We start from the raw sequence: 22,415 nt of genomic DNA, 5'->3' as shown, positions 1-22,415 counted from the left end.
GAAACCTTATTTCTAGGGCTGTTTCAACCACTTTAACCGATTGGTGGCTCTCGCTCCCGCTTTTACTGGCCCTATTATCCGCATTCAGTGGCTCAAAACTCCGCACTAGTGGCTCATTCTTTCCGCAATACTCACTTTAACAACAAAACTATATTTGAGGGAAAAATCCCTAAAGTAAGGATAGATGAAGCAGCACTCAAGGAATTAGATGACGAAATAGAAACTCTAAAATTAATAAGTGCTATTGAAAAAAAGTTTCTTGTTAAGTTTTCTATTCCAGAGAAGTTGTCAGAAAATGACATAGAGAAGCTTACTATTTTAGACATGTTACTAAGCAATAAGAAGGAAAAAGCAAAATCAAGCGGGTATATAAAGATGACAGTAAAGCCAAATACGATAAGTGGGATAATCCCTCCTATCAATGGAAACTTAAAGATAACTAATGAATTAGATATTTCGCTCTTTGGATGTAGATTAAATAAAATAAATAGATGTATTCTTTTATTTAACGTTAAAGATGCTGGTCTAAACTACAAAAGAAAGAGGCTAAGCGACGGATCTCTTGAAGTTGTTTTAAATCACTATGGTGATAAACTAATTGAAACATCATATTATGTAAGTTAACAATTGATGCGAACATTGATGCTGTAGAAGATTGGAAAAGATCCTTCTGTTGTACGCAAAATACCGTCAATATCAACTCAGTATCTAAACTGATGATATTGATGGTACCCAATGCAGACTGTCAAGAAGCTGGTAATTATTCAAAACTATATGTTAGCAAAATCAGTAAAATCCACTTCTATAGGCATTGCCTACTCCACCATTAGATCACGCAGTGTTGTCAAAGTAATTGAAACGTAAAAATCTATAAATTCTTCGCCATCACAGACATCTTTGAATAGGGCACGTTTCTGACAATATACAGGCTGTCATTGATTTGCCTGCGGATGTCTTTCATTAGCATTTCTGCTGTGGGATACACTCATCAGACCTCCCTGTTTGGAATAATATATTAGTGGGCAGTACCAGGTCCCCAAACAATTATATAAAAGAAACCTCTACGCAAATACATTAAGAACTAACCTATCCAATATGAGACAACACCCTGCCCAACAGTCACAAGTGGTCTGCCTAAATCCGACAGGTGTACCTGACGACATTGAGCAAGTGCACTTGCCTAAAACCGCCAGGCCAATAACTAAAGAACTTAAAGAATCTTAAGAAATAAGAATAGTGTCGAGATGAATCTCGACGTCGCACAGTTCTCTATACAATACGTGAGTGACAAAATTAGAAATCATATCTTTTTCAAAAATATTTTTTTCCGTGTGTATCCTTTTCGAAAAAAAGCTCTATATGACAAGTGAGAGAGGACATGCAAAGCGAATCCACACAGAGTGCGGTGATTCTGCAAGTCTATGTGAATAGATTTCGCCAATCCAATTTTCAATGGGACTATAATGAGTCTAGTATTACTATTGATTTAAATGGAGCGTTGAAAGATAATAACGTAATAGATGTGTCGTCATTCGTAAGTGGATGCTTGATATATAGGGTGATAAGAATTGATATATTCGGTAATACGTTTGATTTGAATTAACGGATTATCTTATTAATTTCCCGAATACTTAATCAGTACGTTGAAATCAAAAATCTACTAGAAGAACAATACATACTATAGTACAGAAAACCGAGGTGCATAAAAAGTGTTTTTAATCGAAGAACTTACATACATCAAAAGATTAGGCGGTCTCACCAATCTAAACTTCCTCGTCGCACACAAAGGACAAAAATACGTTTTACGTTTCCCAGCACATGAGTTTGAAGACATCATTAACCGCCAAAATGAAAAAGCAAACCAGCAAATTGCGGCTGAAGTTGGGGTGACAGTTGGCAATGTGGTGTTTACCGATGACGGTATTAAAATGACTCCGTATTATGATGCGACGGCTGATTTAACGCAGGATTTGATCGTGACGCCGGAGTATTTGGAGAAAGTGGCGGGTGTGTTGGCTACGCTTCATTCGTCGAATAGGGAATTTAAGAATCGTTTTAATTATTGGGACGAGGTGGAGAAGTATAAACATTCGTTAACGGAAATTCCTTCGCTGTACGTGTTGTTGGAGGAGCGTTTGCGGAAGTTGACGCAAGGGGAGCGGCAAGAGTATGCGCCGTGTCATATGGATTCGGTGACGGGTAATTTTATTCAGAATGATGCCAAGCAAGTGCTGTTGATTGACTGGGAGTACAGTGCGAATTATTTGCCGGAATGGGATTTGGCGGCGTTTGTTTTGGAACGGGAGTTAAGTGAGCAGCAAGAGCAAATGTTACTTGATTATTACGGTTTGCCAGCTTCTTCGAAAGAGTCGCTGGATCTGCAAAAGTTAAAGACCGACTTTCTTTGGTCGTTATGGTCGCTCGTTAAAGAGAACGAAGATCCTTCGTTTGAACAATATACAGCGATGCGTACGGAGCGTCTGATCGAAGGGGTAGAGCGGTATTATCGGGAGTATGGGGATAAGTAACGGCATACTTACTAAAGCCTAGGTTTTTGTTATACAGCTAACCAAAGTGTGATGTGGCCTTGCTTAAGATCATCTTAGATGACTGAGCTGATGGCGCGGTAGTTGTACGGAAACCTTTTTCCGCACCTAGCTTTGTCCGCGGTTGTACCATGATAGTAGAATAAGATAAAGGAGTGGATGAGCTGATGGCAGAGCCGAAAACAGTGGATTTGATGAAGGTGGTTAAGGGGGAAGTGACGCCGCCAAATTGTGATTTGACATTGCAGCTAGACGTACTGTCAGCAGAGGATGGACTGGCCCGTGGTATTTGGACAGTGGATGAGAAGTTCATGAATGGAAACGGCGTGTCGATGGGTGGTTTTTTAACTTCCGCCGCAGATATTATGATGGCTTATGCAGTTGCTTCTAAAATAGCCGAAGATCAGACATTTGCTTCTGTGGATATTCATACGACGTTTCACCGGCCTGTGTTGCTAGGGACAGTTGAAGTGGAGGCTCGTGTAGAACGGCTCGGACGCAAGATGGTGTATGTAGTGGCTAGTCTTTTTCAAAATGACAAGAAAGTTGGAGACGTCGTTTCCTCTGTAATGATCTTGGCTAAGTAAGGTGAACTAGTGCAGACGAACTCAAAAAATCTTTTCCGATCAAACGGGAAAGGTTTTTATTTTGACGTAATTGAAATCAGACAAGAAAAAACCCGGTTAACGTGAAACCGGGTACAGTAATTCGTTACTACTTAGATGATTTCACCTACTACTAATTATATCAACTCCAGCCAAAGCTTTTTAGGATGTTCAATCAATTCTGCAAAGCGGTTTGTAAAGGCTACTGCCGTTGCGCCATCTGCTACTCGGTGGTCAAATGACATGGAAATATTCATCATCGATCGGATAACTATTTCGTCATCATCCGTGACCACTGCGCATTTCTTCGTTTTATGGAATGCGATGATCGCTGTTTCAGGATGGTTAATAATTGGTGTCGCACCCGTACTTCCGAGTGGTCCGACGTTCGTGATCGTCATGGTGCCGCCGCGCATTTCATTACCTGACAATGTACCGAGCCGTGCTTTTTCATTCAGTTCCTTCATTTCAGCGTTGACTTCTAGCAACGTTTTCTTGTGAGCATTTTTTAAAACGGGCACAATCAGTCCGAGTGTGGTATCAACAGCAAGTCCGATATGATACTCTTTTTCAAGAATGATGACTCCGTTTTCTTCATCCAGCTTCGCGTTGAAAACAGGGAAGTCCTTCAATGCGACGACTAATGCCTTGATGAAAAATGACACTGCAGAAATAGAGGCGCCGTCTGCTTTTAGTTCTTCGCGCAGCGCAAGGAGGTTCGTCATATCGATTTCCTCGAAATGTGTAACATGCGGAATCGTCGTCAGTGATTGGGTCATTTTCTTTGCGATTTGCTTGCGGATGCCTGTGAAAGGTATCGTCTCCGCTACTGCGGGTGTTGCTTCAATTACCGGAGTGGATTGCAAAGTATTCGTTGCTGCAGTTTCCAACACCGCGGAAATGTGGTTGCTTCCTTCTTCCATAAAGCGGTACACGTCTACTTCCAAAATACGGCCTGCAGGACCCGTTCCGTTGACCCGTGTAATGTCCACCCCATTTTCTCTGGCAATTTTCCGTGTGTATGGAGCTGCCATGATCCGGTGGGGTCCTTTGATGGTTGTGGCAGCGAGTTTCTTTGTTTCGGCCGGGGGCGTCTTGGCAGCAGTGGCTTCCTCGGCCCGTCCGGAACCGTTTTCTACTTCTATCAGTAAGATTGTCGTGCCTACATTAACCGTAGAGGCAGTGTCGATTAATAGTTCTTTTACAATTCCCGTTGCGGGCGACGGTAATTCCGCGACCATTTTATCTGTTTGTACTTCTACAAGGGCTTGATCTGCCACAACAGAGTCACCGGGTTTCACGAAGTAGTGAAGAATCTCGGCTTCCGTCATTCCTTCTCCTATATCATGCAGTTTTACTTCTAACAATAGGGAAACCTCCTTAGAATGTATAGACTTTTTCGATTGCTTCATCTATACGTTTGGTAGTGGGTAGATAATCATCTTCCAGTGCGAAGAAGGGGACGGGGACATCAAATCCCGTTACTTTTTCAATCGGTGCTTTCATATACAGGAATGAATTATTATTAATAATAGACAGAATATCATTTCCGACGCCTGTCGTTTCATGTGCTTCATGTACGACGACTACGCGGCCAGTTTTTTGTACAGATTCTGCGATAATGTCTTTATCGAGAGGGAACAGAGTACGCATATCAATTACGTCACAGTGTATTCCTCTAGCTTTCGCTTTTTCAGCCGCTTTCTTTGCGACTGGCACCATGGCGCCCCAAGTGATGACGGTTACATCATCACCTTCCGCAACTTTTTTCCCTTTACCAATTTCGATTTCATACATCCCTTCCGGAACATCTTCACGGAAAGCGCGATATAAGCGCATCGGCTCCATGAATAATACGGGATCTGGATCTTTAATCGCTGCGATGAGCAACCCTTTAGCGTCGGCGGGAGATGAAGGGCAGACGACTTTAATGCCTGGCATATGTGTGAAAAGGGATTCCGGACTGTCTGAGTGGATTTCCGGTGCGCGCACTCCCGCCCCGTACGGCGCACGAATGACCATTGGCACCGTATATTTGCTCATCGTCCGCATTCTTACCCGGGTCACATGCGTGGCAATTTGTTCGTATGCTGGATAAATAAAACCGAGAAATTGTATTTCTACGATCGGAATCATTCCGTTGACTGCTAGCCCAACTGAGGCACCGACAATGCCGGCTTCACTTAACGGTGTGTCAATGACACGATCTTCACCGAATTTTTCTTGAAGGCCCTCTGTTGCGCGGAATACGCCACCGTTTTTCCCGATGTCTTCTCCGAGCAGCATGACGCGGTCGTCTTCAGCGAGCATCGTACCGAGTGCGTCTGTTACCGCCTGTACAAGCGTTAATGACCGTGTCGTTTTAGTTGATTCACCTGCTGGTTTTTCAGTAACTGGATTCATTATTGCTCACTCCTTACTGATTGTAGATACTGTTCTTTCTGCTCTTGTAGTGGCCATGGCAGTTCTTCAAATACATGGTCGAATAAATCTTCTACATTCGCTTTCGGGAAGTTTTCCATATTCACGACTGCTTTTTCAATTTCCTCATGAATCTGTGTAGTGATTTCTTGCACCCATTTTTCGTCCCAGTATTTTTGTTCTTTCATGAAACGCTCTAAGCGCAGCAGGGGATCCAATTGATCGCGTGTAGATTCGACTTCGTTTTGATCGCGGTATTTCGTCGGATCGTCCGCTGTGGTATGGGCACCGAATCGCTGGGTAACGGCTTCAATCAAAGTCGGTCCGCCACCGTTTCTCGCTCTGTCAAATGCTTTTTTCGTCTCGAAATACACGGCAAAAATATCGTTTCCGTCAATACGGATGCCTGGCATGCCGTACGCGACACTTTTCTGAGCGATGGTTTTGGAGTTCATTTGCTTCTCAATTGACGTCGAGATGGCATAGCCGTTGTTTTGGTTAAAGAACACGACAGGTAACTTGAAGACGCTAGCAAAGTTCATGCCTTCGTGAAAGTCTCCTTCAGATGTCGCCCCGTCACCAAAATAGGCGATAGAAACATGTTTATTGCCTTTACGTTTATCTGCCCATGCTGCACCTGCCGCATGGGGGAGCTGTGTGGCAATGGGAACGGCTGGAGGGAAGATATTACGGCCAGGATGCACATTACCTTCCGTGCGCCCGTTCCAGTAAAGCAACACGTTCGGCATATTCGCGCCGAACGTCAACAGGGCGCCGTGATCACGATAGGTAGGAAACACCCAGTCATCTATTTCCAAGGAAAGAGCGCTTCCTACTTGTGCCGCTTCCTGTCCTTCGAATAGGGCATACGTTCCAAGTCTGCCTTGACGCTGTAGGCTCTTCGCTTTGCGGTCAAACGTTCTGATCCGCAGCATATTATAGTAAAATGTATGAACTAATTCGGTTGAGATGTCTCCTTTAATGGAATCATCCGAGAATTTCCCTTCTTCATTCACATATTGAGTAATTGGATATAGTTCTTCCATGAATCTTTCACCTCATTCAACTATTTTTATTACTGATGAAAATTCCATTTCGGTCTGTTGGACTGCGTGAAGAAGCTGTTGCGGTTCTTCGCATCTTCAATACGTTTTTCGCACATATGGTCCGCGGCAGTGGCGGTCGTAATATGATCTTGTTCTGCCTGATTGAATACTTCAAGTAATGAGTTATAGATATTTTGCGTTTTGGCGAGTACACGTGCAGGATTCGTTCCGTACAGTTCATCCGCCACTTGGATCAGACCACCACCATTGACGATATAGTCCGGTGCGTACAGAATACCTTTTTCACGGAGCAGTTCGCCGTGGCGACTTTCCGCGAGCTGGTTGTTTGCGGAGCCCGAGATTCCACGGACTTTCAATACGCTCAGCGTGTCGTCATTGATCACGCCACCGAATGCGCAAGGAACGAAAATATCTGCTTGCTGGCTGTAAATCTCGTCGCTTGATACCGTTTTGACAGCGCTTCCACCGAGCTTTTGAATATCCGCAATGGCCTGTTCATTAATATCTGTGACAATCACGTTTCCGCCTTCATGGATAATATGTTCAGCTACTTTGTAACCTACTTTTCCAAGACCTTGAATACTGTACGTTCTGCCTTCTACTTTGTCGTCACCAAACAACGTCTGGTTTGTCGCTTTAATACCATAAAAGACGCCTAGTGCAGTAGGGATGGACGAGTCTCCGCCACCACCGTATTCAACGGGCTTGCCGACGATGTAGTTTGTTTCTCTCATTGCGTGCACGAAGTCCTCAAGCGTTGTGCCCATGTCTGTCCCTGTATAGAAGCGTCCGTTCAATGATTCGATGAATTGTCCGAAAGCACGGAATTTCTCAGGCGTTTTATCTTTTAACGGATCTCCGATGATGACAGATTTACCGCCGCCGAAGTCTACATCAGCTGCCGCGCATTTATATGTCATGCCTTTAGATAGGCGGAGAACATCCTGTAATGCAAGATCCATCGTTTTATACGGCGCCATGCGGCATCCGCCAAGTGCAGGTCCCATGGTTGTATCGTGGACGGCTATGATAGCCTGAAGACCGGTTGCTTTATCATGACAAAATAGAATTTGTTCGTGCTCGACCATTTTATCCAATACACTTGCTTTGTCGTCTTGTAAAGTTTGTTCTAAAGTTACCAAAATAAATTCCCCCTCTATTTTATTGCTGTCAACTCGTAAAAAGTATTAGCAATCGATCTATTTATTTCAAGAAGTCTAGTAGTCCGAGCACGTCTGCGAAGACAATGAGAATAGCTACCGGTGCGAGGTAACGGATTAATAAAAACCAGCCAGAAAAGATTTTTTTGCTGATGTTGGAGCCGGCTTTCAATTCCTCATAGAGCCGCTCTTTCGGTATTTTTAATGGAATGAATATAGCGATTAACAACGCACCGAGCGGCATGAGAATATTACTTACTAAATAATCGAACGCATCGAACAGAATCATACCGAAAATCGTAAAGTCTGATAGTAAACCATACGATAAGGCGGATGGAATGCCGACAATAAAAATGGCCGCCCCAATCATCCACGCGTACTTTTTCCGCTTCTTGTCATCCCCTTTGGAAGTGGCTGACACAATAATTTCTAGCATAGAAAATGCGGAAGTCAGCGCAGCAAACAGGAACAGAATCAGGAATGCTAGAAAGAACAATGTGCCAAACGGAAGTTGCCCGAAAATGGTAGGCATCACGTTAAAGAGTAATGTGGGACCCGCGTCCGGTTCAAGACCGAATGCAAAGACCGCTGGGAAAATAACCAATCCGGCTAGAATGGCTACGAGCAAGTTCATCAATACGATCGAAATAGCAGACTGCGGCAAACTTTCCTTTTTAGATAAATACGAACTATACGTCACCATTACAGAAACACCGATACTAAGCGCGAAGAATGATTGCCCCATCGCAAACAAGATGGTTTCAGAAGTAATATTTCCGAAGTTCGGTTTTAGGAAGAAGCTGACTCCCGCCATCGCTCCGTCGAGAGTGAATGAACGTATCGTCAAGATGATAAACAGTACGAACAGTGCGGGCATCATGTATTTACTGGCCTTTTCTATACCGCTTGTCACGCCTTTTGCGATAACGAATGTTGTCATCACCATGAACAGAAGCTGCGCGCCTACACTTGTGTACGGACTGGATACGATGTTGCCAAATAAATCTCCATAGTCCGTCTGCGTTAGACCGCTTAGACTGCCAGTTGCAGCTTTCCAGATGTAGATGAGCACCCAACCGCCCACCACGCTGTAAAAAGATAGAAGGATGAAACACGTCACAATTCCTAGTCTTCCAATCAAGTGCCAAGATGTACCCGGTGCGACGGTTTTATAGGAATCAATCGCGTCTTTTTGCGTGCTCCGTCCAATAATGAATTCACCCATTAGGAGCGGAAGTCCAATCAGAAAAGTGAAAAGTAAAAAGATCAATAAAAAAGCTCCACCGCCACTAGTGCCTGCTACATAAGGGAATTTCCATATTGCGCCTAAACCGATAGCTGAGCCTGCCGCTGCTAAAATAAATCCTAATTTAGAAGACCACTGATTATTAGTATGCATGCGTCACGTTCCTTTAGTTTTATGATTTTTGCTGTCATTTGATGAATATCGAGTCTTTGAAATCGCTTACATTCGTGAGCAAAAAAAATTTATTTATACGTATGTTTTTGGGATACATGTGGTCCATTCTGTACCTCCTTCTTCTGTTAGATTCCCTTTGACTTAATAATAGAGTAGGATATACTTTAATTACATATCAGAAAAAAGTGAATTTCACTAAAAAGACACAATTTTGAATGACTTTGATGCATTTATCCTTCATTTTGAAAAGAGGTGTGGTTTTTGAACAGTACGGACATTAAATTATTGGCACTATTGCAGGAAAACAGTCGTGTAACCATCAGCGACCTGTCCAAACAATTATCTCTTAGCCGCCCAAGTGTTTCAGAGCGTATCGCGCGTCTGCAGGAAAAAGGTATTATAGAAGATTTCACTGCGCGACTCTCATTGCAAGCACTCGGACTGGACACATTACTCTTCATCCAGGTGAGTGAGTTGAAAAAGAAGCCCGCTGATTTTGAGGAACAAATAAAAGGAGAAACTTCGATCCTTGAATGTCACCGTGTGACCGGAACGACAAATTATATCTTAAAAGCTGCTACGTCTAGCATGGCCAAAATGAGCGAGTTGATCGATCGGCTCATCCCATTCGGTTCGCTAACGACTTCTATTGTCTTGTCGTCGCCTATTCCATATAAGATTATTGTGCCGGAAGAAGATGTGGTGAAAGAAAACTGTTTACAGTAACGGTTACGGATTGAGTAGGTGGTGGATTACTTCCATATAATGCAATATGTAAGTTGGATATGTATGCGCTTTCAAATAGATGTTTGGTGCTATAAACAATAATCATAAAAACATAGTGGGGATAGGAATACATTTCATCATGCCAAGCCCTTGTCTTTCAACGGTTGCAAGGCATCAAAAATTCTTTTATAGCAATACTCCGTTCAATACATGAATAAACCCTCCAACGAAAGGTGTTGGAGGGTTTAGCTGTGATTAGTTATAGATCAGTTGTTTAGTACTGTCTTACGTCCCAAGCTGAATTCAGCCCATGAATGAATTTCATACGTCGGCTGAATTCCTATGTTGTTTTCGCGTCGGTCTGGATTGAACCAGCACGTGTCAATACCTGCGTTGATTCCACCTTGTATATCGGAAGTCAACGAATCACCAATCATCAGTACACGTGAAGGATCTGTAATACCTAGTTTCTGAAAGGTATAGTCAAAAATTTCAGGCTGCGGCTTTTTGTAGCCAGTTTCTTCAGAAGCGATAATCGCTTCGAACGTATCGCGTAATGGAGAGCCGGCAATGCGAGCGTGTTGGGCGAGGGTGAACCCGTTTGTTAAGATCGCCAACCGGTAATCAGATAGCTTTGAAATCATTTCTTCCACACCGTCAATCAAATGTGATTCGTAGCCTAGATTTTCGATGTATAGCTCTCCGAAATGGGAAGCATCTACTTGTAGTTCGTGCTGTGTGAATAACCGACGGAAACGTTCTACCTTTAATTCTTTCAGTGTGATGCGTCCTTGCTCGAGATCGTCCCAGATGACGGAGCTGATCGCGCGGTATGTGTCACGGTACGCTTCCAAGCCGTTTGGTAGTCCGAATGTGTTAAATGTATTGCCGAGTGCGTGTTTTTCTGTTTCGGCAAAGTCGAATAAAGTATCGTCTAGATCGAATAATAGTACATCGTATGGCATATAGAGGGACTCCTTTTTAAAAACAATAAGTACTAGTATACCATGGGAAATAGGCAATAGGTAAACAGGTGTATGATGTGGAACATTCAACCTGCTTAAGATTATAAGCATAGAATAAGATTTGTACCTCTTTTAATATGCAATGTAAGTAAAAGTATTTTTTTAATAGTAAACTATAATACACACTGGTAGAATAGTAGCAGAGGATTGGGAAGTTTAAATAAGAGTCAGTACAATTAATTTGATAAAATGTATACTTTTTCGTTAAATAGTCTATTTAGAGAATAGTGACGTTCATTCTGTCATTAAAGTAATTACTTATAGCAACGATTCTAAAGTTTAGGATAAACCTGTGCTATAATAGATTTAACCTAAAAGGATATTGAAATGGTATGCGTAGAAATGGAATTGATAAAATGGGGTTAAAAGAGAAGTCTAAGGTGAATGCTAGGTTAGCACATGCACTTAGAGATGATGGTGAATACAATGCAGCTGTTAATCGCTTTTATTATTCCGTTTTTCAAAAGTTGCATAATGCCGCTTCTGAAAAGTGGAAATATGCATATGATAGTACCGAAGGATCTTCCCATCAAGCGCTTATAGGGTTTGTATCAAATAAAATCAGTGAATGTGCAAAAGATGAAGATCTTCGTATGGATGCTATGAAAGCGAAACAAGTTACTGGTTCTTTTAGAGCATTAAAGAAACTGCGTGTGCAGGCAGATTACTTAGAAAAGTGTATCGATGAAAAAGAGATGAAAACCTTTTCAGATAACTATGAGAAATTTAATGCGGGATACAGTTCATTCAGAAAACTAGAGGAGTGATACGTATGAAAGAAATAGAATTCGCTATGGTAGATAAAGCAGTGAAAGAAATTATACATCAAATAAATGCAAAAATAACCGATATCGCCTTTTACTTCGATCCTGAAGAGGGGCGATACTTAATTATCCACAATTTCTTCAATCAAATTTTTAGTGACGATGACTTCGCTCGCAAAGTGAGTAATACTTTGTATGAAAGATTAGACCAGCAAGGTATTGAGCATTACGATTTTTATTCTGATGACGATATGTTGGCTCAACTTACTATGAGTTATGAAACTCTAGATCCTGAAGAAACACTCGATGAAATGACTTTCTATATACCAGCAACTGAAAATTATTCTGTTACTATTGATTTTGATAATATGGTATTGAACAAACTTGAAAATAATTTGTTACTTAGTGCATGAATGAGGTGGGAATTTGAACGAGTATATGGAGTTTAAAGGATTCAGCATTAAAAAGCTGAACTATGAAATAAAAAATGAGAAAAATCAAAGCGGCAAAAAAGATACGAGTGTAAAGTTTAATATTGGATATGGTGTTAGTGAAGAGATAGAAGAGCTAAAGAAGGGTCACCTGTTAGTATCCTGTTATATTGATCAGTTTCGTGAGAACAGCAAAATGGAAATTGAAGTGACATTAGAGGGTATGTTTGATTTTCCTAGCAATTCTACTGAGGAGATTGAACAATTCATCAAATTAAATGGTACAACTATATTGATGCCTTATGTTCGTAATATTGTATCTATGGTAAGTGGATATGATTCGACAAAGAATCATTTTTTATTGCCTACTATAAACGTACAAAAACTATTTCAAAATGAAGAATTTTAACTAAATCCTTATTACCATTGAAACTATCTTAAAATCATTAATAGATGATTTTTAGGATAGTTTTTAATTTTAAACGCATTATCGATCCCGTCTAGGCAACATTTCACTTCAATGCTATAATCAACCATACGAGTTTTCATTCAAAATATAGAAATGGGTCTGAATTATCAATCAGAAAGGAGCCAACATGAGCACAAACAACAAAACAGTCGTCCGATCCTTAGACATACTTAACCTTTTCGTTGATCACCCAGCGCTAACATTCCAAGAAATCATCGACCTATCGGGCATCCCGAAATCGTCCGTCTATCGCATGTTGTCTTCGCTCGAAGAAATGAAGTTCCTCGAGAAGGGTGCGGATTCGAATTATCGTCTCGGTCTATTGCTATTGAAATACGGTAGTTTAGTATCGAAACGGTTGGATATTCGGAAGATCGCCTATCCGATTATGGAAGAGCTTCACAATGATGTGAAGGAAGCGATTAATTTGATTGTCCGCCAGGGGGACCAGGCGATTTATGTGGAGAAGATCGATACCTATCAGAAAGTCCGTTTGTATACAGCGATTGGTAGAAGTAGTCCGCTTTATGCAGGCGCTTGTTCGAGAATTATTTTATCTAACCTGTCTGATCGCTATATCGCCGAGTATTTGGATAAAACGGAATTACAACCGTTCGCGAATGGGACATTAACGGATCGGGAATTGCTGCTTGCGTCCATTAACGAAACGCGACAAAATGGCTATACGCTTAGTCATTCAGAGCTTGAGAATTTCACTTCTGCTGTGGCGGCGCCGATCTTTGATTTTAGCGGTGATGTCATTGCGGGGATCAGTATCGCGGGTATTGAAGCGAATTATCAAGAAGAGAATTTGGAGATACTCGTACCCAAAGTAAAAGAAGCTGCCTTGGAAATTTCCAGGCAGCTTGGATATACAGGATGAATGAAACCTTGCATTTTAGTAGAGTGATACTGAAATGCAAGGTTTTTTGCTTTACTACTGAAGTTTCTGCTGTATGCCGATTTTGATTTGATGAATCAGTTCTTCTTTCGCGATAAGCTCACGCTCTGCTTCTGCTTGGGTGATGAGCTTGAAATGAAGTTTCGCGTTAGGTTTCACTTGCGACAAACTACCTAAGTCTGCCGTGATGACTTGTCCGATTTTCGGATAGCCGCCAGCAGTTTGTCTGTCCGCCATTAAAATAATCGGCTTGCCGTTAGGGGGGATTTGAATCGTTCCAAACGTCACGCCTTCCGATAGAAGTTCGAGTTTCTCGGTTAACGAAAGCGCTTGTCCTTCGAGTCGTAAGCCCATTCGATTAGATTGCGGCGTGACGACATACGGCTCACTTACCAGTCGTTGTTTACTGGCATCGTCAAAATGCTGATATTCAGTGCCTTCAATCATTCGAATAGTTTGTGTGGAGGCCAGACTAATTAACGGATGATGAGGGACAGCCCAGTCTGGCGTGCCAACTTGTTCAATCCGTGTAAAGACTTTATCGTTTGATTCCGTCAACTGCCCGAATGAAAGATGGTCGTTTTGCTGCAGTGCTCTTCCTTTAAATCCACCAATTCCCGCCACTAGATATGTACTTTTACTTCCCATCACAACCGGTATGTCAATTCCTCCGGCAATGGCCAAATACGCACGGCACCCTTCAATCGCAAAGCCGAATTTCAGTATGGAGCCTTTTTTGACAATGAGAGGCCGCCAATTCGCAACCGGTATCCCGTCAATCGTCGTTTGAAGATCTCCACCCGTAATGGCGATCAATGTATCTTCTTCAAACTGTAGCATCGTTCCAAATAACGTGATTTCGAAAACGCCTTCTCGTTCCTCATTGCCCACAAGGAGGTTCGCGACTCGCATCGAATAACTATCCATGGCACCGCTTACAAGCACACCGAATTTTTGTGAACCCGTCCGCCCGATATCTTGTATAGTAGTCAAAAGCCCGGCATTCAATACGTTTACTGACATGTCGTCACCTTCTTTTGTTCATCATACTCTTTTTGTGTTATCGGATAAAACTTTATTTTATCTCCCGACTGCAATAAAGAGGGGGGAGACATGTCCGGTACGAATAGATCGGTTGGTGTACGTCCGATAATCTGCCAGCCACCAGGTGTTTCAAGTGGATAGACACCTGTTTGTTTGCCTGCAATTCCTACAGAGCCTGGAGGAATCGATGTCCGTGGTGTTAATTTTCGTGGTGTCGCAATTCGTTCATCGAGGCCACCTAGAAACGGAAATCCTGGTGCGAAGCCGATCATGTACACGAGATATTCTGGTGTCGTATGAATCTCAATGACTTCTTCAATCGACATAGTATGCGTTTCCGCCACGATTTGTAGATCAGGACCGAATTCTCCGCCGTACAGAACGGGAATCTCTACTAATCTTCCTTCTGTAACGGGAAGATCAGACATTTGGATAGCTAGTTTATTCATATAATCAATGACTTTTTCTAAAGGCGTGCCGTCTATTTGAAATCCATGTGTTGATTGATACACCAAATATGGAGAGTAGTATACCGCCAAGCTATTATAAGCCGGAACCGACTCAATGAATCCGTCAAATGGATATTCATCTAAAAGGAAAGACAGATTTTTTACTTGCTGATGGACGGAAGGTTGGATGCCTTCGCCTAATTTTATCATAATGGCAGAATCGCCAAGTGCTTTAATATCAAGAGATTTCTGCTCACTCATCGTAACATCTCCTTCAAATTCCGAAATTCGAAACCGTTATTCTGAAAAACGAATCGTAGTTCTATTATAGATTTCTAAAGAGAAAATACAAGCGTATTATTCAGTTTATAAAAATACTCACCATATTTCGACAATGGTCTATTCAACAAAAGATTTTTGTGATAGACTAAGTTTCAAGTTCAAAACCTAAGTTTCGAATTTCGGAACTAGGCGATATGCAAACGCTTACTTCTTGTTGGCGGATTCGTTCATGGTGAAAACTAAAGGAGGTCATCTATATGGTAAAAGTAGATTTGAATAGTGATTTAGGGGAAAGTTTTGGCCGCTATACATTGGGAGAACAAAAAGAAATTTTGAAATATGTAACGTCTGCTAATATAGCGTGCGGATTCCACGCGGGAGATCCTTCCGTGATGCGGGAAACGGTACAGCTTGCGATCGATAATGGAGTACGAATCGGTGCGCATCCAGGGTTACCCGATTTAGTTGGATTCGGGAGAAGAGATATGAACATTACTCCTCAAGAGGCGTATGACATGGTGGTCTATCAAATTGGAGCGCTACAAGCATTTTTAGCTGTACATCAAGAACCGATGCAGCATGTTAAGCCGCATGGCGCACTTTATCAGATGGCGTCAAGAGATCAAGGCATTGCCGAAGCGATCGCAAAGGCCGTCTATGATGTGTCGCCAGACCTTGTACTGTTTGCGCTTGCGGATAGTGAATTGTCGAGAGCTGGGGAAGCGATTGGACTTGTGACGGCGCATGAAGTATTTGCTGATCGTACGTATCAATCAAACGGCATGCTCACTTCGCGTTCGCAAGAGGATGCGATGATTACCGATCAAGAAAAGTCTGCTGAGCAAGTCATCAGGATGGTGAAAGAAGGAAAAGTACGTTCGCAGCAACAGATTGATGTCGCGCTACGAGCAGATACGATTTGCATTCATGGAGATGGTGAGCACGCAGTGGAGTTTGCGAAATACATTACAGACCGGCTAAGCGGTGAAGGGATCTCTATTAGCGCTATTACTGACAGGGAGGATTCCTTATGAAAAATGAGAAGTTAGGACTTACTCATGAGCAGGAACAGAAAAAGGTAACGCGTGGCGTCTTACTTGGCGCCGCCTTCCTGATGGCGACTTCGTCTGTCGGACCCGGTTTTTTAACACAGACCACTGTATTTACAGAGCAGCTTGCGGCAAGTTTCGGTTTCGTTATTTTAATTTCATTAATTTTAGATGTCTTTGCTCAAATGAATATTTGGAGAGTTATCGCGGTGTCCGGCTTACGTGGACAAGAAATTGCCAATAAAGTGCTACCAGGTCTAGGTTTCGTCCTCGCTTTCCTCATTGTCGCAGGGGGGCTTGCGTTCAATATTGGAAACGTGGCGGGTGCAGGTTTAGGGCTTAACGCGATGGTTGGCATTGATCCTATTATGGGCGCGGTCATCAGTGCGATCTTTGCGATTTTGATCTTCGTGGTAAAAGAAGCGGGTAAGGTGATGGACAAAGTCGTTGCGGTTGCGGGTGTGATCATGATTATTTTGGTCGTATTCGTCGCGTTCAAGACATCTCCACCAGTCGGGGAAGCTATCGTTCGAACGTTTAATCCGTCTGAAATTAGCTTCTTTGCGATCGTCACGTTGGTTGGAGGGACAGTTGGGGGCTACATTACGTTTGCAGGTGGACACCGTTTGCTAGATGCGGGGATTAAAGGAATTGATTCTGTTCCGTTAGTCACGAGAAGTTCCATTACAGGTATTGCAGTCACCGGAATCATTCGAGTGGCATTATTCTTAGCAGTACTCGGCATCGTTGCACAAGGATTGCAGATTGATCCAGACAATCCACCGGCATCTGTGTTCCAGCTTGGAGCAGGAGAACTTGGGTTACGATTATTCGGAGTCATCATGTGGGTAGCAGCTATCACGTCTGTTGTGGGTGCAGCGTATACTTCAGTTTCGTTCATCCGATCCTTCCACCCACTCATTGAAAAGTATCACAACTGGATCATTATTTTATTCATTGTCATTTCGACTGCGACGTTCGCATTTGTTGGAAAGCCCGTCACGATTCTCTTGTTGGTTGGGGCATTGAATGCACTGATTCTGCCGCTAGCACTCGGTACGTTGCTCGTTGCGGCGTATAAGAAAGATATTGTCGGTGAATACAAGCATCCACTATGGCTCACGATTGGCGGAGCGGTTGTTGTTGGCATAATGGGTGTGTTAAGTGTTATGACGTTGATTGAACAGATTCCACTACTTTTTGACTGATAGATAGGAGGTTTGATTGATGGAAGCGTATCGTTCCATGAATGCGCAAGAAGTTCGGAAGTTGATTCGAGAGCAAAAAATTACAGGGCAGACGTCTGGAATGGCCACAGGCTTTACGCAAGCGAATTTGGTCATATTAAAACAAGAGCATGCGCTTGATTTCCTACTGTTTTGCCAACGCAATCCTAAGTCTTGTCCGCTTCTAGATGTCACAGAACCTGGTTCGTATCGTCCGGCTAAGATTGCGGAAGATGCAGACATTCGCAGTGATCTACCGAGTTACCGCATCTATAGAGACGGTGTGTTGACCGAAGAAGTGAACGATATTACAGAGTACTGGGAAGACGATATGGTCGGTTTTTTAATCGGCTGTAGTTTCACGTTTGAAGCACCGTTACTTGCGGGCGGAATTCCTATACGGCATATCGAAGAAAATCGCAATGTCCCGATGTATAAGACGTCTATTGCATGCACTAAGTCGGGTATTTTTGAAGGCCCGACCGTAGTCAGCATGCGACCGATGAACGCGCAGGACGCGATTCGTGCGATTCAAATTACGACTCGTTTCCCAGACGTTCACGGAGCACCCATTCATCTTGGTGATCCTAGCTTGATTGGAATAGACGATATTTCCGCGCCGGACTTTGGAGATGCGGTGACGATCAATGAAGGCGAAATCCCTGTATTCTGGGCGTGTGGCGTCACTCCGCAAGCCGTAGCTATGCAAAGTAAGCCTGCTATTATGATCACGCATTCTCCAGGTTGTATGTTCATTAGTGATAGGAAGGATTCAGAGCTTAGTGTTTTGTAAGGAAACAAGTTCTCAACTCGACTAGTTGTCGGTTGAGAACTTTTTTGATTGTGGATATTTGTGGAATGGCGCGGTGTTGGAGCGGTATGGCGCAATTTGATTAGTGAATAGCGCGGTTCGCAAGGGTTAATGCGCGGTGTTCGGTGTTAATAGCGCGGTTGGGCTACACTTTAGCGCGGTCATACAGATGAATAGCGCGGTTCTACAAGCTAACCTCCACTTATCCGCAAATGAATTAAACCTTACTGCACGGTATATCCACCGTCGAGCACAACGGCCTGGCCGGTAATCCCTTTCGCACTATCACTTGAAAGATACAATGCGAGATCGGCTATTTCTTCCACACCCAGTAGACGTTTTTGTGGAACTAGGGGATAAATAATCTCTTCCAGTACCGATTCGAGTGGCACACCTCGAACTTCTGCTAAGTCTTCAAACTGATTGCGGACGAGTGGTGTATCGACGTAGCCAGGGCAAATCGCATTAACGGTAATGCCGTCAGCCGCCGTTTCAAGAGCGGCTACTTTCGTCAACCCAATGACGCCGTGTTTAGAAGAGTTGTAGGCCGCTTTGCCTGCGAATCCTACGAGTCCGTTAATAGATGCCATATTTAAGATTCGACCGAATTTCTGTTGCTTCATATGTGGCAATACAAGCTTTGTCGCAATGAAAGGCGCAGTAAGCATCACTTGCACGAGTAATTCAAACCTTGCAGTAGGGAAGTCTTCGAGCTTTGCGACGTGCTGCAAGCCTGCGTTGTTAATCAAAATGTCGATTCTGCCAAAGCGCGCAATCGCTTCATCGATTGCATGCTGAATATCTTCTTCTTTCGTTACGTCGCACGCTAAGCCCATTGCGCTGCCACCCAATACGCCAGCCGCTTCCTTTACTTTTTCTTCATTCAAATCGGTCAACACGACAATAGCGCCAGCTTCTGCGAATGCTTTCGATATTTCGAATCCTATTCCTTGAGCTGCTCCCGTGATGAGCAATACTTTATCTTGTACCATATGGATTTCCTCCTTGACCTATTAAATACCGAATCCTAGAGAGAATAAAACGATTGCGATGATGACACCGATGGTAGGTACAATAACCGTAACGGCTGCCATTGCACCGTAAGCTGCACGATGCGTTTCACCAGCGATAGACTGAATCGTCGTGACAACGTAGCCATTATGTGGCAATGAATCCAGAGCACCGGATGAAATTGCAACGACACGGTGAAGTGCTTCCGGATCGACACCCATATCCATATAATGTGGTGCGAGTAATGGTAAAGCGATTGCCTGCCCGCCTGAAGCGGATCCTGTCATACCCGCAATAACGGATACCGCGATAGCTGCGCCGATTAGCGGAGAGCCAGGGATATTTGTCATCACTGCGACAGCATCTTGGAATGCAGGGACTGCTTTTGCTACGCCACCGAATCCAACGACAGCTGCTGTGTTTCCGATTGCGACCATTGCACCGAGTGTACCTGCTGAAACAGCTGCACCGTAGTTTTGTGAGTATTTTCTGCCTACGAAATACGTGGAGACGATTCCGCCTAGTAAAGCGAGAATTAATGCAGATTGTGCTAGTTTGTCATGGAATACATAGGAAATGATCAAGACGATTGCCAATGGAATCATAGATAGGAAAGGATTCGGCAATGCGCGCGTCGTATCGAATGTAGGATCTGATGCTCTGTCAATAAAACGTTCGCCTTTCTTTACAGCCTTTGTGATGATGCGTTTAAGCCACCAGTAACCAAAGAAGGCCATGAACAATGCGACTACGAGACTAACTTCCCAGCCGGCATAAGCATTCGTTCCAAGGAATTCAATGGGGATCCAGTTCTGGATTTCAGGTGATCCCGCAGACGTCATCGTAAACGTGACGGAGCCGAGTCCAAGTGTGGCAGGTATGAAACGTCTTGGTAGATTTGCTTGCTTGAATAGCGAGATCGCCATGGGATACACAGAGAACGCAACGACGAACAAGCTCACTCCGCCATACGTCAGAATCGCACAAGCCATAACAATTGCAAGTACCGCGAACTTCATGCCTAGCTTTTCTACGAACCATTTCGCAACGGCATCTGCCGCACCACTGTCTTCCATTACTTTACCGAAAATGGCCCCGAGTAGGAACATTAAATACCACGACATGATGAAACTTGTAAATCCTGTCATATAGCTAGTGACGAAGTTTTCTTCACCTTCGCCAGCTAGTTGTGGAAATAATGTCATGCCACTCAATAATGCAACAAATAAAGCGGAGACCGGTCCGGCGATTAAAATGTTCACACCTCTCATCGTTAATACAATGAGTAATGCCAAACCACCAATCAGTCCAATCATCCCTAATATACCCATTCGTATCCCCCCATTTTTTAAAGTTTGTCTAAATTGTTACAAGTAAAGCGCTTTCAAGTATTAAAACAGATAATAAAAAAACATGCAAACCGCTAAATAGCAAGGTTTACATGTTTTTCACTAAAAATAATTCCGGTTTTTCGGAATTCCAGAAGTAAAATAATAGGATGCTAGTCCGGAATTTTGGAATGAATTCCGATTCGTCGGAAAATAGGTCATATCTCATATTTTTTTAATTTCTCATATAACGTACTTTTACTTACTCCGAGTACAACTGCGGCTTCTTTTTTATTCGGAAATTGTGCTAACGTATCAAGAAGAATCGTTCGTTCCACTTCTTCTAGTGATTCAGCCAGTGTTCTTGAGCTAGGGGAATAGTTAATTTTGCGCTGTTTAACTTGTGGCGGCAGGGCATCCGGTGTAATCGTATCACCGCTTGTTAAATAAACAGCCGCCTGAATGACGTGTTGAAGTTCACGTATATTGCCTGGCCATCGGTACGAGTTCAAGTAGTCCAACGTCTCTTTGGAAAACTCCAAGCTTCTCTTTCCAGTCTGACTAATGGTCTTATGCAATATGAAACTGATAATCTCAGAGAAATCTTCCATCCGTTCACGCAGTGGCGGTACATTCAAGGTAATCGCTTGTATACGGTAGTAGAGATCAGTTCGGAATCGATTCATTTCGATGAGTTCAGTTAATGGCTGACTAGAAGAAGCGATAATCCGAACGTTTACGGGTTCTGCCTGGTGTGAATTCAATGATTCGACTACACCGTCATTTAATAATCGAAGAAGCTTCACTTGAACAGGTAAGGGCAGGCTACCGATATCATCTATAAACAAGGTGCCTCCGTCAGCTAGTTGAATTCTGCTTTTTCGATCACTCTTACTTCCTCGTCCAAACAGTTCGGCTTCCAATAAATCGGGCGGAATGGCAGCACAGTTGACTGTAATGAACGGCTCATCTGAACGATTCGATAGTTGGTGAATACTATGAGCGAACAATGTTTTCCCCGTTCCGCTTTCACCTTGGATAAGCACAGGCAAGTCACTCGGGGCGATCATATGAATAGTCTCTTTAATTGAAAGAATACTTGCTGAAGATCCTTTAATATCCGTCATTGGGTAAGCGTTCGGCTCTTGTGCCATTACCCCCATGTTAATTTTCTCTAACGTCTGCTTCACATGAGAACTTAGATGATGCCAGTCGTGCAGATCCCGGAACACTACGCTACCGAATGCGCCGACCACATCGCCATCCACCCTGATTGGTATTCGATTCGCGAGCATATACGTTCCTTTAATATAATGAGGAGAGGCAATATGATCTTCACCAGATTTCAGAACTTCGTGCATACGGGTGTTTTCAATCACTTCATGTACGGGGCGGCCTATAGTATCTCGCTGTTCCATGTGAAGAAATTTACAATAGTCTTGATTCATATAGATAATTCTGGCATCTTGGTCCACTACAACGAACCATTGAAATGCATTTTCTAATATTTGATTCAGTACATATTCAGGGAGAGTAGTGATTAAGCGATTCAAAAATATACACCATCCTGTCATATTTTATTTTCCACCGAACTTATATGCAATGCTTCTACAGACTTCATCATTTACATACACAATATGGCAAATGATACAGTAGTTCAACAATAAAATCAGAATAATG

22 protein-coding genes are annotated in these 22,415 nt (G+C 43.0%); 11 read left to right on the top strand and 11 right to left on the bottom strand.

The features are described 5' to 3' along the window. Nucleotides 1–87 precede the first annotated feature (87 nt). The 3 genes from CSV77_RS13800 (at nucleotide 88) to CSV77_RS13790 (ending at nucleotide 3,133) form a co-directional block, all read left to right on the top strand. Complete coding sequence (locus tag CSV77_RS13800) at nucleotides 88–624, top strand: hypothetical protein (RefSeq protein WP_144034681.1); 537 nt, start codon at nucleotides 88–90, stop codon at nucleotides 622–624. Nucleotides 625–1,709: 1,085 nt separating this feature from the next. Next, a complete protein-coding gene (locus CSV77_RS13795) occupies nucleotides 1,710–2,528 on the top strand; it encodes a choline kinase family protein (RefSeq protein WP_099673838.1) in 819 nt (272 codons plus the stop codon). A gap of 185 nt (nucleotides 2,529–2,713) precedes the next feature. Then, a complete protein-coding gene (locus CSV77_RS13790) occupies nucleotides 2,714–3,133 on the top strand; it encodes a PaaI family thioesterase (RefSeq protein ID WP_099673837.1) in 420 nt (139 codons plus the stop codon). A 155-nt stretch (nucleotides 3,134–3,288) separates the two neighbouring features. On the opposite strand, the gene CSV77_RS13785 is transcribed toward CSV77_RS13790, so the two are convergent. The 5 genes from CSV77_RS13785 to CSV77_RS13765 form a co-directional block, all read right to left on the bottom strand. Further along, nucleotides 3,289–4,518 (bottom strand): dihydrolipoamide acetyltransferase family protein, encoded by a 1,230-nt coding sequence (locus CSV77_RS13785; RefSeq protein WP_199203757.1) that lies wholly within the window; start codon nucleotides 4,516–4,518, stop codon nucleotides 3,289–3,291. Nucleotides 4,519–4,531: 13 nt separating this feature from the next. Further along, nucleotides 4,532–5,554, bottom strand: coding sequence for an alpha-ketoacid dehydrogenase subunit beta (locus CSV77_RS13780; RefSeq protein WP_099673835.1), 1,023 nt, complete (start codon nucleotides 5,552–5,554; stop codon nucleotides 4,532–4,534). Next, on the bottom strand, nucleotides 5,554–6,618 hold the full coding sequence (gene pdhA / locus CSV77_RS13775; RefSeq protein ID WP_099673834.1) for a pyruvate dehydrogenase (acetyl-transferring) E1 component subunit alpha: 1,065 nt from the start codon (nucleotides 6,616–6,618) through the stop codon (nucleotides 5,554–5,556). Before pdhA ends, CSV77_RS13780 begins: the two co-directional genes overlap by 1 nt. Before the next feature lie 29 nt (nucleotides 6,619–6,647). After that, nucleotides 6,648–7,727: a Glu/Leu/Phe/Val dehydrogenase dimerization domain-containing protein gene (locus tag CSV77_RS13770; RefSeq protein ID WP_099673844.1), complete on the bottom strand. Its 1,080-nt coding sequence runs from the start codon at nucleotides 7,725–7,727 to the stop codon at nucleotides 6,648–6,650. A gap of 115 nt (nucleotides 7,728–7,842) precedes the next feature. After that, nucleotides 7,843–9,198 carry a sodium-dependent transporter gene (locus CSV77_RS13765; protein ID WP_099673833.1) on the bottom strand — a complete coding sequence of 452 codons (1,356 nt, stop codon included), beginning with the start codon at nucleotides 9,196–9,198 and terminating at the stop codon, nucleotides 7,843–7,845. Nucleotides 9,199–9,480: 282 nt separating this feature from the next. Here CSV77_RS13765 and CSV77_RS13760 point away from each other — a divergent pair, with 282 nt between their 5' ends. Further along, nucleotides 9,481–9,945, top strand: coding sequence for an Lrp/AsnC family transcriptional regulator (locus CSV77_RS13760; RefSeq protein WP_099637550.1), 465 nt, complete (start codon nucleotides 9,481–9,483; stop codon nucleotides 9,943–9,945). Nucleotides 9,946–10,211: 266 nt separating this feature from the next. On the opposite strand, the gene CSV77_RS13755 is transcribed toward CSV77_RS13760, so the two are convergent. Further along, on the bottom strand, nucleotides 10,212–10,910 hold the full coding sequence (locus CSV77_RS13755; RefSeq protein WP_099673832.1) for a YjjG family noncanonical pyrimidine nucleotidase: 699 nt from the start codon (nucleotides 10,908–10,910) through the stop codon (nucleotides 10,212–10,214). A 392-nt stretch (nucleotides 10,911–11,302) separates the two neighbouring features. On the opposite strand from CSV77_RS13755, the gene CSV77_RS13750 reads away from it, so the two are divergent. From CSV77_RS13750 to CSV77_RS13735, 4 genes are all read left to right on the top strand, one after another. Next, nucleotides 11,303–11,737, top strand: a complete 435-nt coding sequence (locus CSV77_RS13750; RefSeq protein WP_099673831.1) for a hypothetical protein — start codon at nucleotides 11,303–11,305, stop codon at nucleotides 11,735–11,737. 5 nt (nucleotides 11,738–11,742) lie between these two features. Next, complete coding sequence (locus CSV77_RS13745; RefSeq protein ID WP_099673830.1) at nucleotides 11,743–12,147, top strand: hypothetical protein; 405 nt, start codon at nucleotides 11,743–11,745, stop codon at nucleotides 12,145–12,147. A 13-nt stretch (nucleotides 12,148–12,160) separates the two neighbouring features. Next, the gene (locus CSV77_RS13740; RefSeq protein ID WP_199203756.1) at nucleotides 12,161–12,574 is read left to right on the top strand and encodes a protein-export chaperone SecB; all 414 of its coding nucleotides are present in this window, start codon (nucleotides 12,161–12,163) and stop codon (nucleotides 12,572–12,574) included. A 187-nt stretch (nucleotides 12,575–12,761) separates the two neighbouring features. Beyond that, the gene (locus CSV77_RS13735; RefSeq protein WP_099673829.1) at nucleotides 12,762–13,517 is read left to right on the top strand and encodes an IclR family transcriptional regulator; all 756 of its coding nucleotides are present in this window, start codon (nucleotides 12,762–12,764) and stop codon (nucleotides 13,515–13,517) included. Nucleotides 13,518–13,571: 54 nt separating this feature from the next. Here the strand turns inward: CSV77_RS13735 and CSV77_RS13730 are convergent, their stop codons facing one another. Both CSV77_RS13730 and pxpB read right to left on the bottom strand, forming a co-directional pair. Then, nucleotides 13,572–14,558 (bottom strand): 5-oxoprolinase subunit C family protein, encoded by a 987-nt coding sequence (locus tag CSV77_RS13730; RefSeq protein WP_099673828.1) that lies wholly within the window; start codon nucleotides 14,556–14,558, stop codon nucleotides 13,572–13,574. Next, nucleotides 14,549–15,289 (bottom strand): 5-oxoprolinase subunit PxpB, encoded by a 741-nt coding sequence (pxpB, locus tag CSV77_RS13725; protein ID WP_099673827.1) that lies wholly within the window; start codon nucleotides 15,287–15,289, stop codon nucleotides 14,549–14,551. Before pxpB ends, CSV77_RS13730 begins: the two co-directional genes overlap by 10 nt. Before the next feature lie 278 nt (nucleotides 15,290–15,567). Here pxpB and CSV77_RS13720 point away from each other — a divergent pair, with 278 nt between their 5' ends. The 3 genes from CSV77_RS13720 to CSV77_RS13710 are packed head-to-tail and all read left to right on the top strand — an operon-like array spanning nucleotide 15,568 to nucleotide 18,378. Further along, the gene (locus CSV77_RS13720) at nucleotides 15,568–16,344 is read left to right on the top strand and encodes a LamB/YcsF family protein (RefSeq protein ID WP_099673826.1); all 777 of its coding nucleotides are present in this window, start codon (nucleotides 15,568–15,570) and stop codon (nucleotides 16,342–16,344) included. After that, on the top strand, nucleotides 16,341–17,567 hold the full coding sequence (locus CSV77_RS13715) for an NRAMP family divalent metal transporter (RefSeq protein ID WP_099637557.1): 1,227 nt from the start codon (nucleotides 16,341–16,343) through the stop codon (nucleotides 17,565–17,567). The genes CSV77_RS13720 and CSV77_RS13715 overlap by 4 nt, the downstream gene beginning before the upstream one ends. A gap of 19 nt (nucleotides 17,568–17,586) precedes the next feature. Beyond that, nucleotides 17,587–18,378, top strand: coding sequence for a putative hydro-lyase (locus CSV77_RS13710; RefSeq protein WP_099673825.1), 792 nt, complete (start codon nucleotides 17,587–17,589; stop codon nucleotides 18,376–18,378). Between the two features lie 242 nt (nucleotides 18,379–18,620). On the opposite strand, the gene CSV77_RS13705 is transcribed toward CSV77_RS13710, so the two are convergent. From CSV77_RS13705 to CSV77_RS13695, 3 genes are all read right to left on the bottom strand, one after another. Further along, entirely contained in the window at nucleotides 18,621–19,388 is a 768-nt protein-coding gene (locus CSV77_RS13705) for a 3-hydroxybutyrate dehydrogenase (protein WP_099673824.1), read from the bottom strand. A gap of 21 nt (nucleotides 19,389–19,409) precedes the next feature. Then, nucleotides 19,410–20,732: a GntP family permease gene (locus CSV77_RS13700; protein ID WP_233212255.1), complete on the bottom strand. Its 1,323-nt coding sequence runs from the start codon at nucleotides 20,730–20,732 to the stop codon at nucleotides 19,410–19,412. Between the two features lie 221 nt (nucleotides 20,733–20,953). After that, nucleotides 20,954–22,288 carry a sigma-54 interaction domain-containing protein gene (locus CSV77_RS13695; RefSeq protein WP_233212253.1) on the bottom strand — a complete coding sequence of 445 codons (1,335 nt, stop codon included), beginning with the start codon at nucleotides 22,286–22,288 and terminating at the stop codon, nucleotides 20,954–20,956. Between the last annotated feature and the right edge of the window lie 127 nt (nucleotides 22,289–22,415).

Source organism: Sporosarcina sp. P16b (assembly GCF_002743065.1).
GTDB lineage: Bacteria > Bacillota > Bacilli > Bacillales_A > Planococcaceae > Sporosarcina.
Note: the sequence above shows the minus strand (reverse complement) of the source record. Positions and strands in the feature narration are given on the sequence as shown.

Bases quoted from the DNA above. Each gene is read 5' to 3' on its own strand.
- CSV77_RS13790 (WP_099673837.1), top strand. From the start codon at position 2,714: ATGGCAGAGCCGAAAACAGTGGATTTGATGAAGGTGGTTAAGGGGGAA.
- CSV77_RS13780 (WP_099673835.1), bottom strand. From the start codon at position 5,554: ATGAATCCAGTTACTGAAAAACCAGCAGGTGAATCAACTAAAACGACA.
- pdhA (WP_099673834.1), bottom strand. From the start codon at position 6,618: ATGGAAGAACTATATCCAATTACTCAATATGTGAATGAAGAAGGGAAA.
- CSV77_RS13770 (WP_099673844.1), bottom strand. From the start codon at position 7,727: ATGGTCGAGCACGAACAAATTCTATTTTGTCATGATAAAGCAACCGGT.
- CSV77_RS13765 (WP_099673833.1), bottom strand. From the start codon at position 9,198: ATGCATACTAATAATCAGTGGTCTTCTAAATTAGGATTTATTTTAGCA.
- CSV77_RS13755 (WP_099673832.1), bottom strand. From the start codon at position 10,910: ATGCCATACGATGTACTATTATTCGATCTAGACGATACTTTATTCGAC.
- CSV77_RS13750 (WP_099673831.1), top strand. From the start codon at position 11,303: ATGCGTAGAAATGGAATTGATAAAATGGGGTTAAAAGAGAAGTCTAAG.
- CSV77_RS13745 (WP_099673830.1), top strand. From the start codon at position 11,743: ATGAAAGAAATAGAATTCGCTATGGTAGATAAAGCAGTGAAAGAAATT.
- CSV77_RS13735 (WP_099673829.1), top strand. From the start codon at position 12,762: ATGAGCACAAACAACAAAACAGTCGTCCGATCCTTAGACATACTTAAC.
- CSV77_RS13730 (WP_099673828.1), bottom strand. From the start codon at position 14,558: ATGTCAGTAAACGTATTGAATGCCGGGCTTTTGACTACTATACAAGAT.
- pxpB (WP_099673827.1), bottom strand. From the start codon at position 15,289: ATGAGTGAGCAGAAATCTCTTGATATTAAAGCACTTGGCGATTCTGCC.
- CSV77_RS13720 (WP_099673826.1), top strand. From the start codon at position 15,568: ATGGTAAAAGTAGATTTGAATAGTGATTTAGGGGAAAGTTTTGGCCGC.
- CSV77_RS13715 (WP_099637557.1), top strand. From the start codon at position 16,341: ATGAAAAATGAGAAGTTAGGACTTACTCATGAGCAGGAACAGAAAAAG.
- CSV77_RS13710 (WP_099673825.1), top strand. From the start codon at position 17,587: ATGGAAGCGTATCGTTCCATGAATGCGCAAGAAGTTCGGAAGTTGATT.
- CSV77_RS13705 (WP_099673824.1), bottom strand. From the start codon at position 19,388: ATGGTACAAGATAAAGTATTGCTCATCACGGGAGCAGCTCAAGGAATA.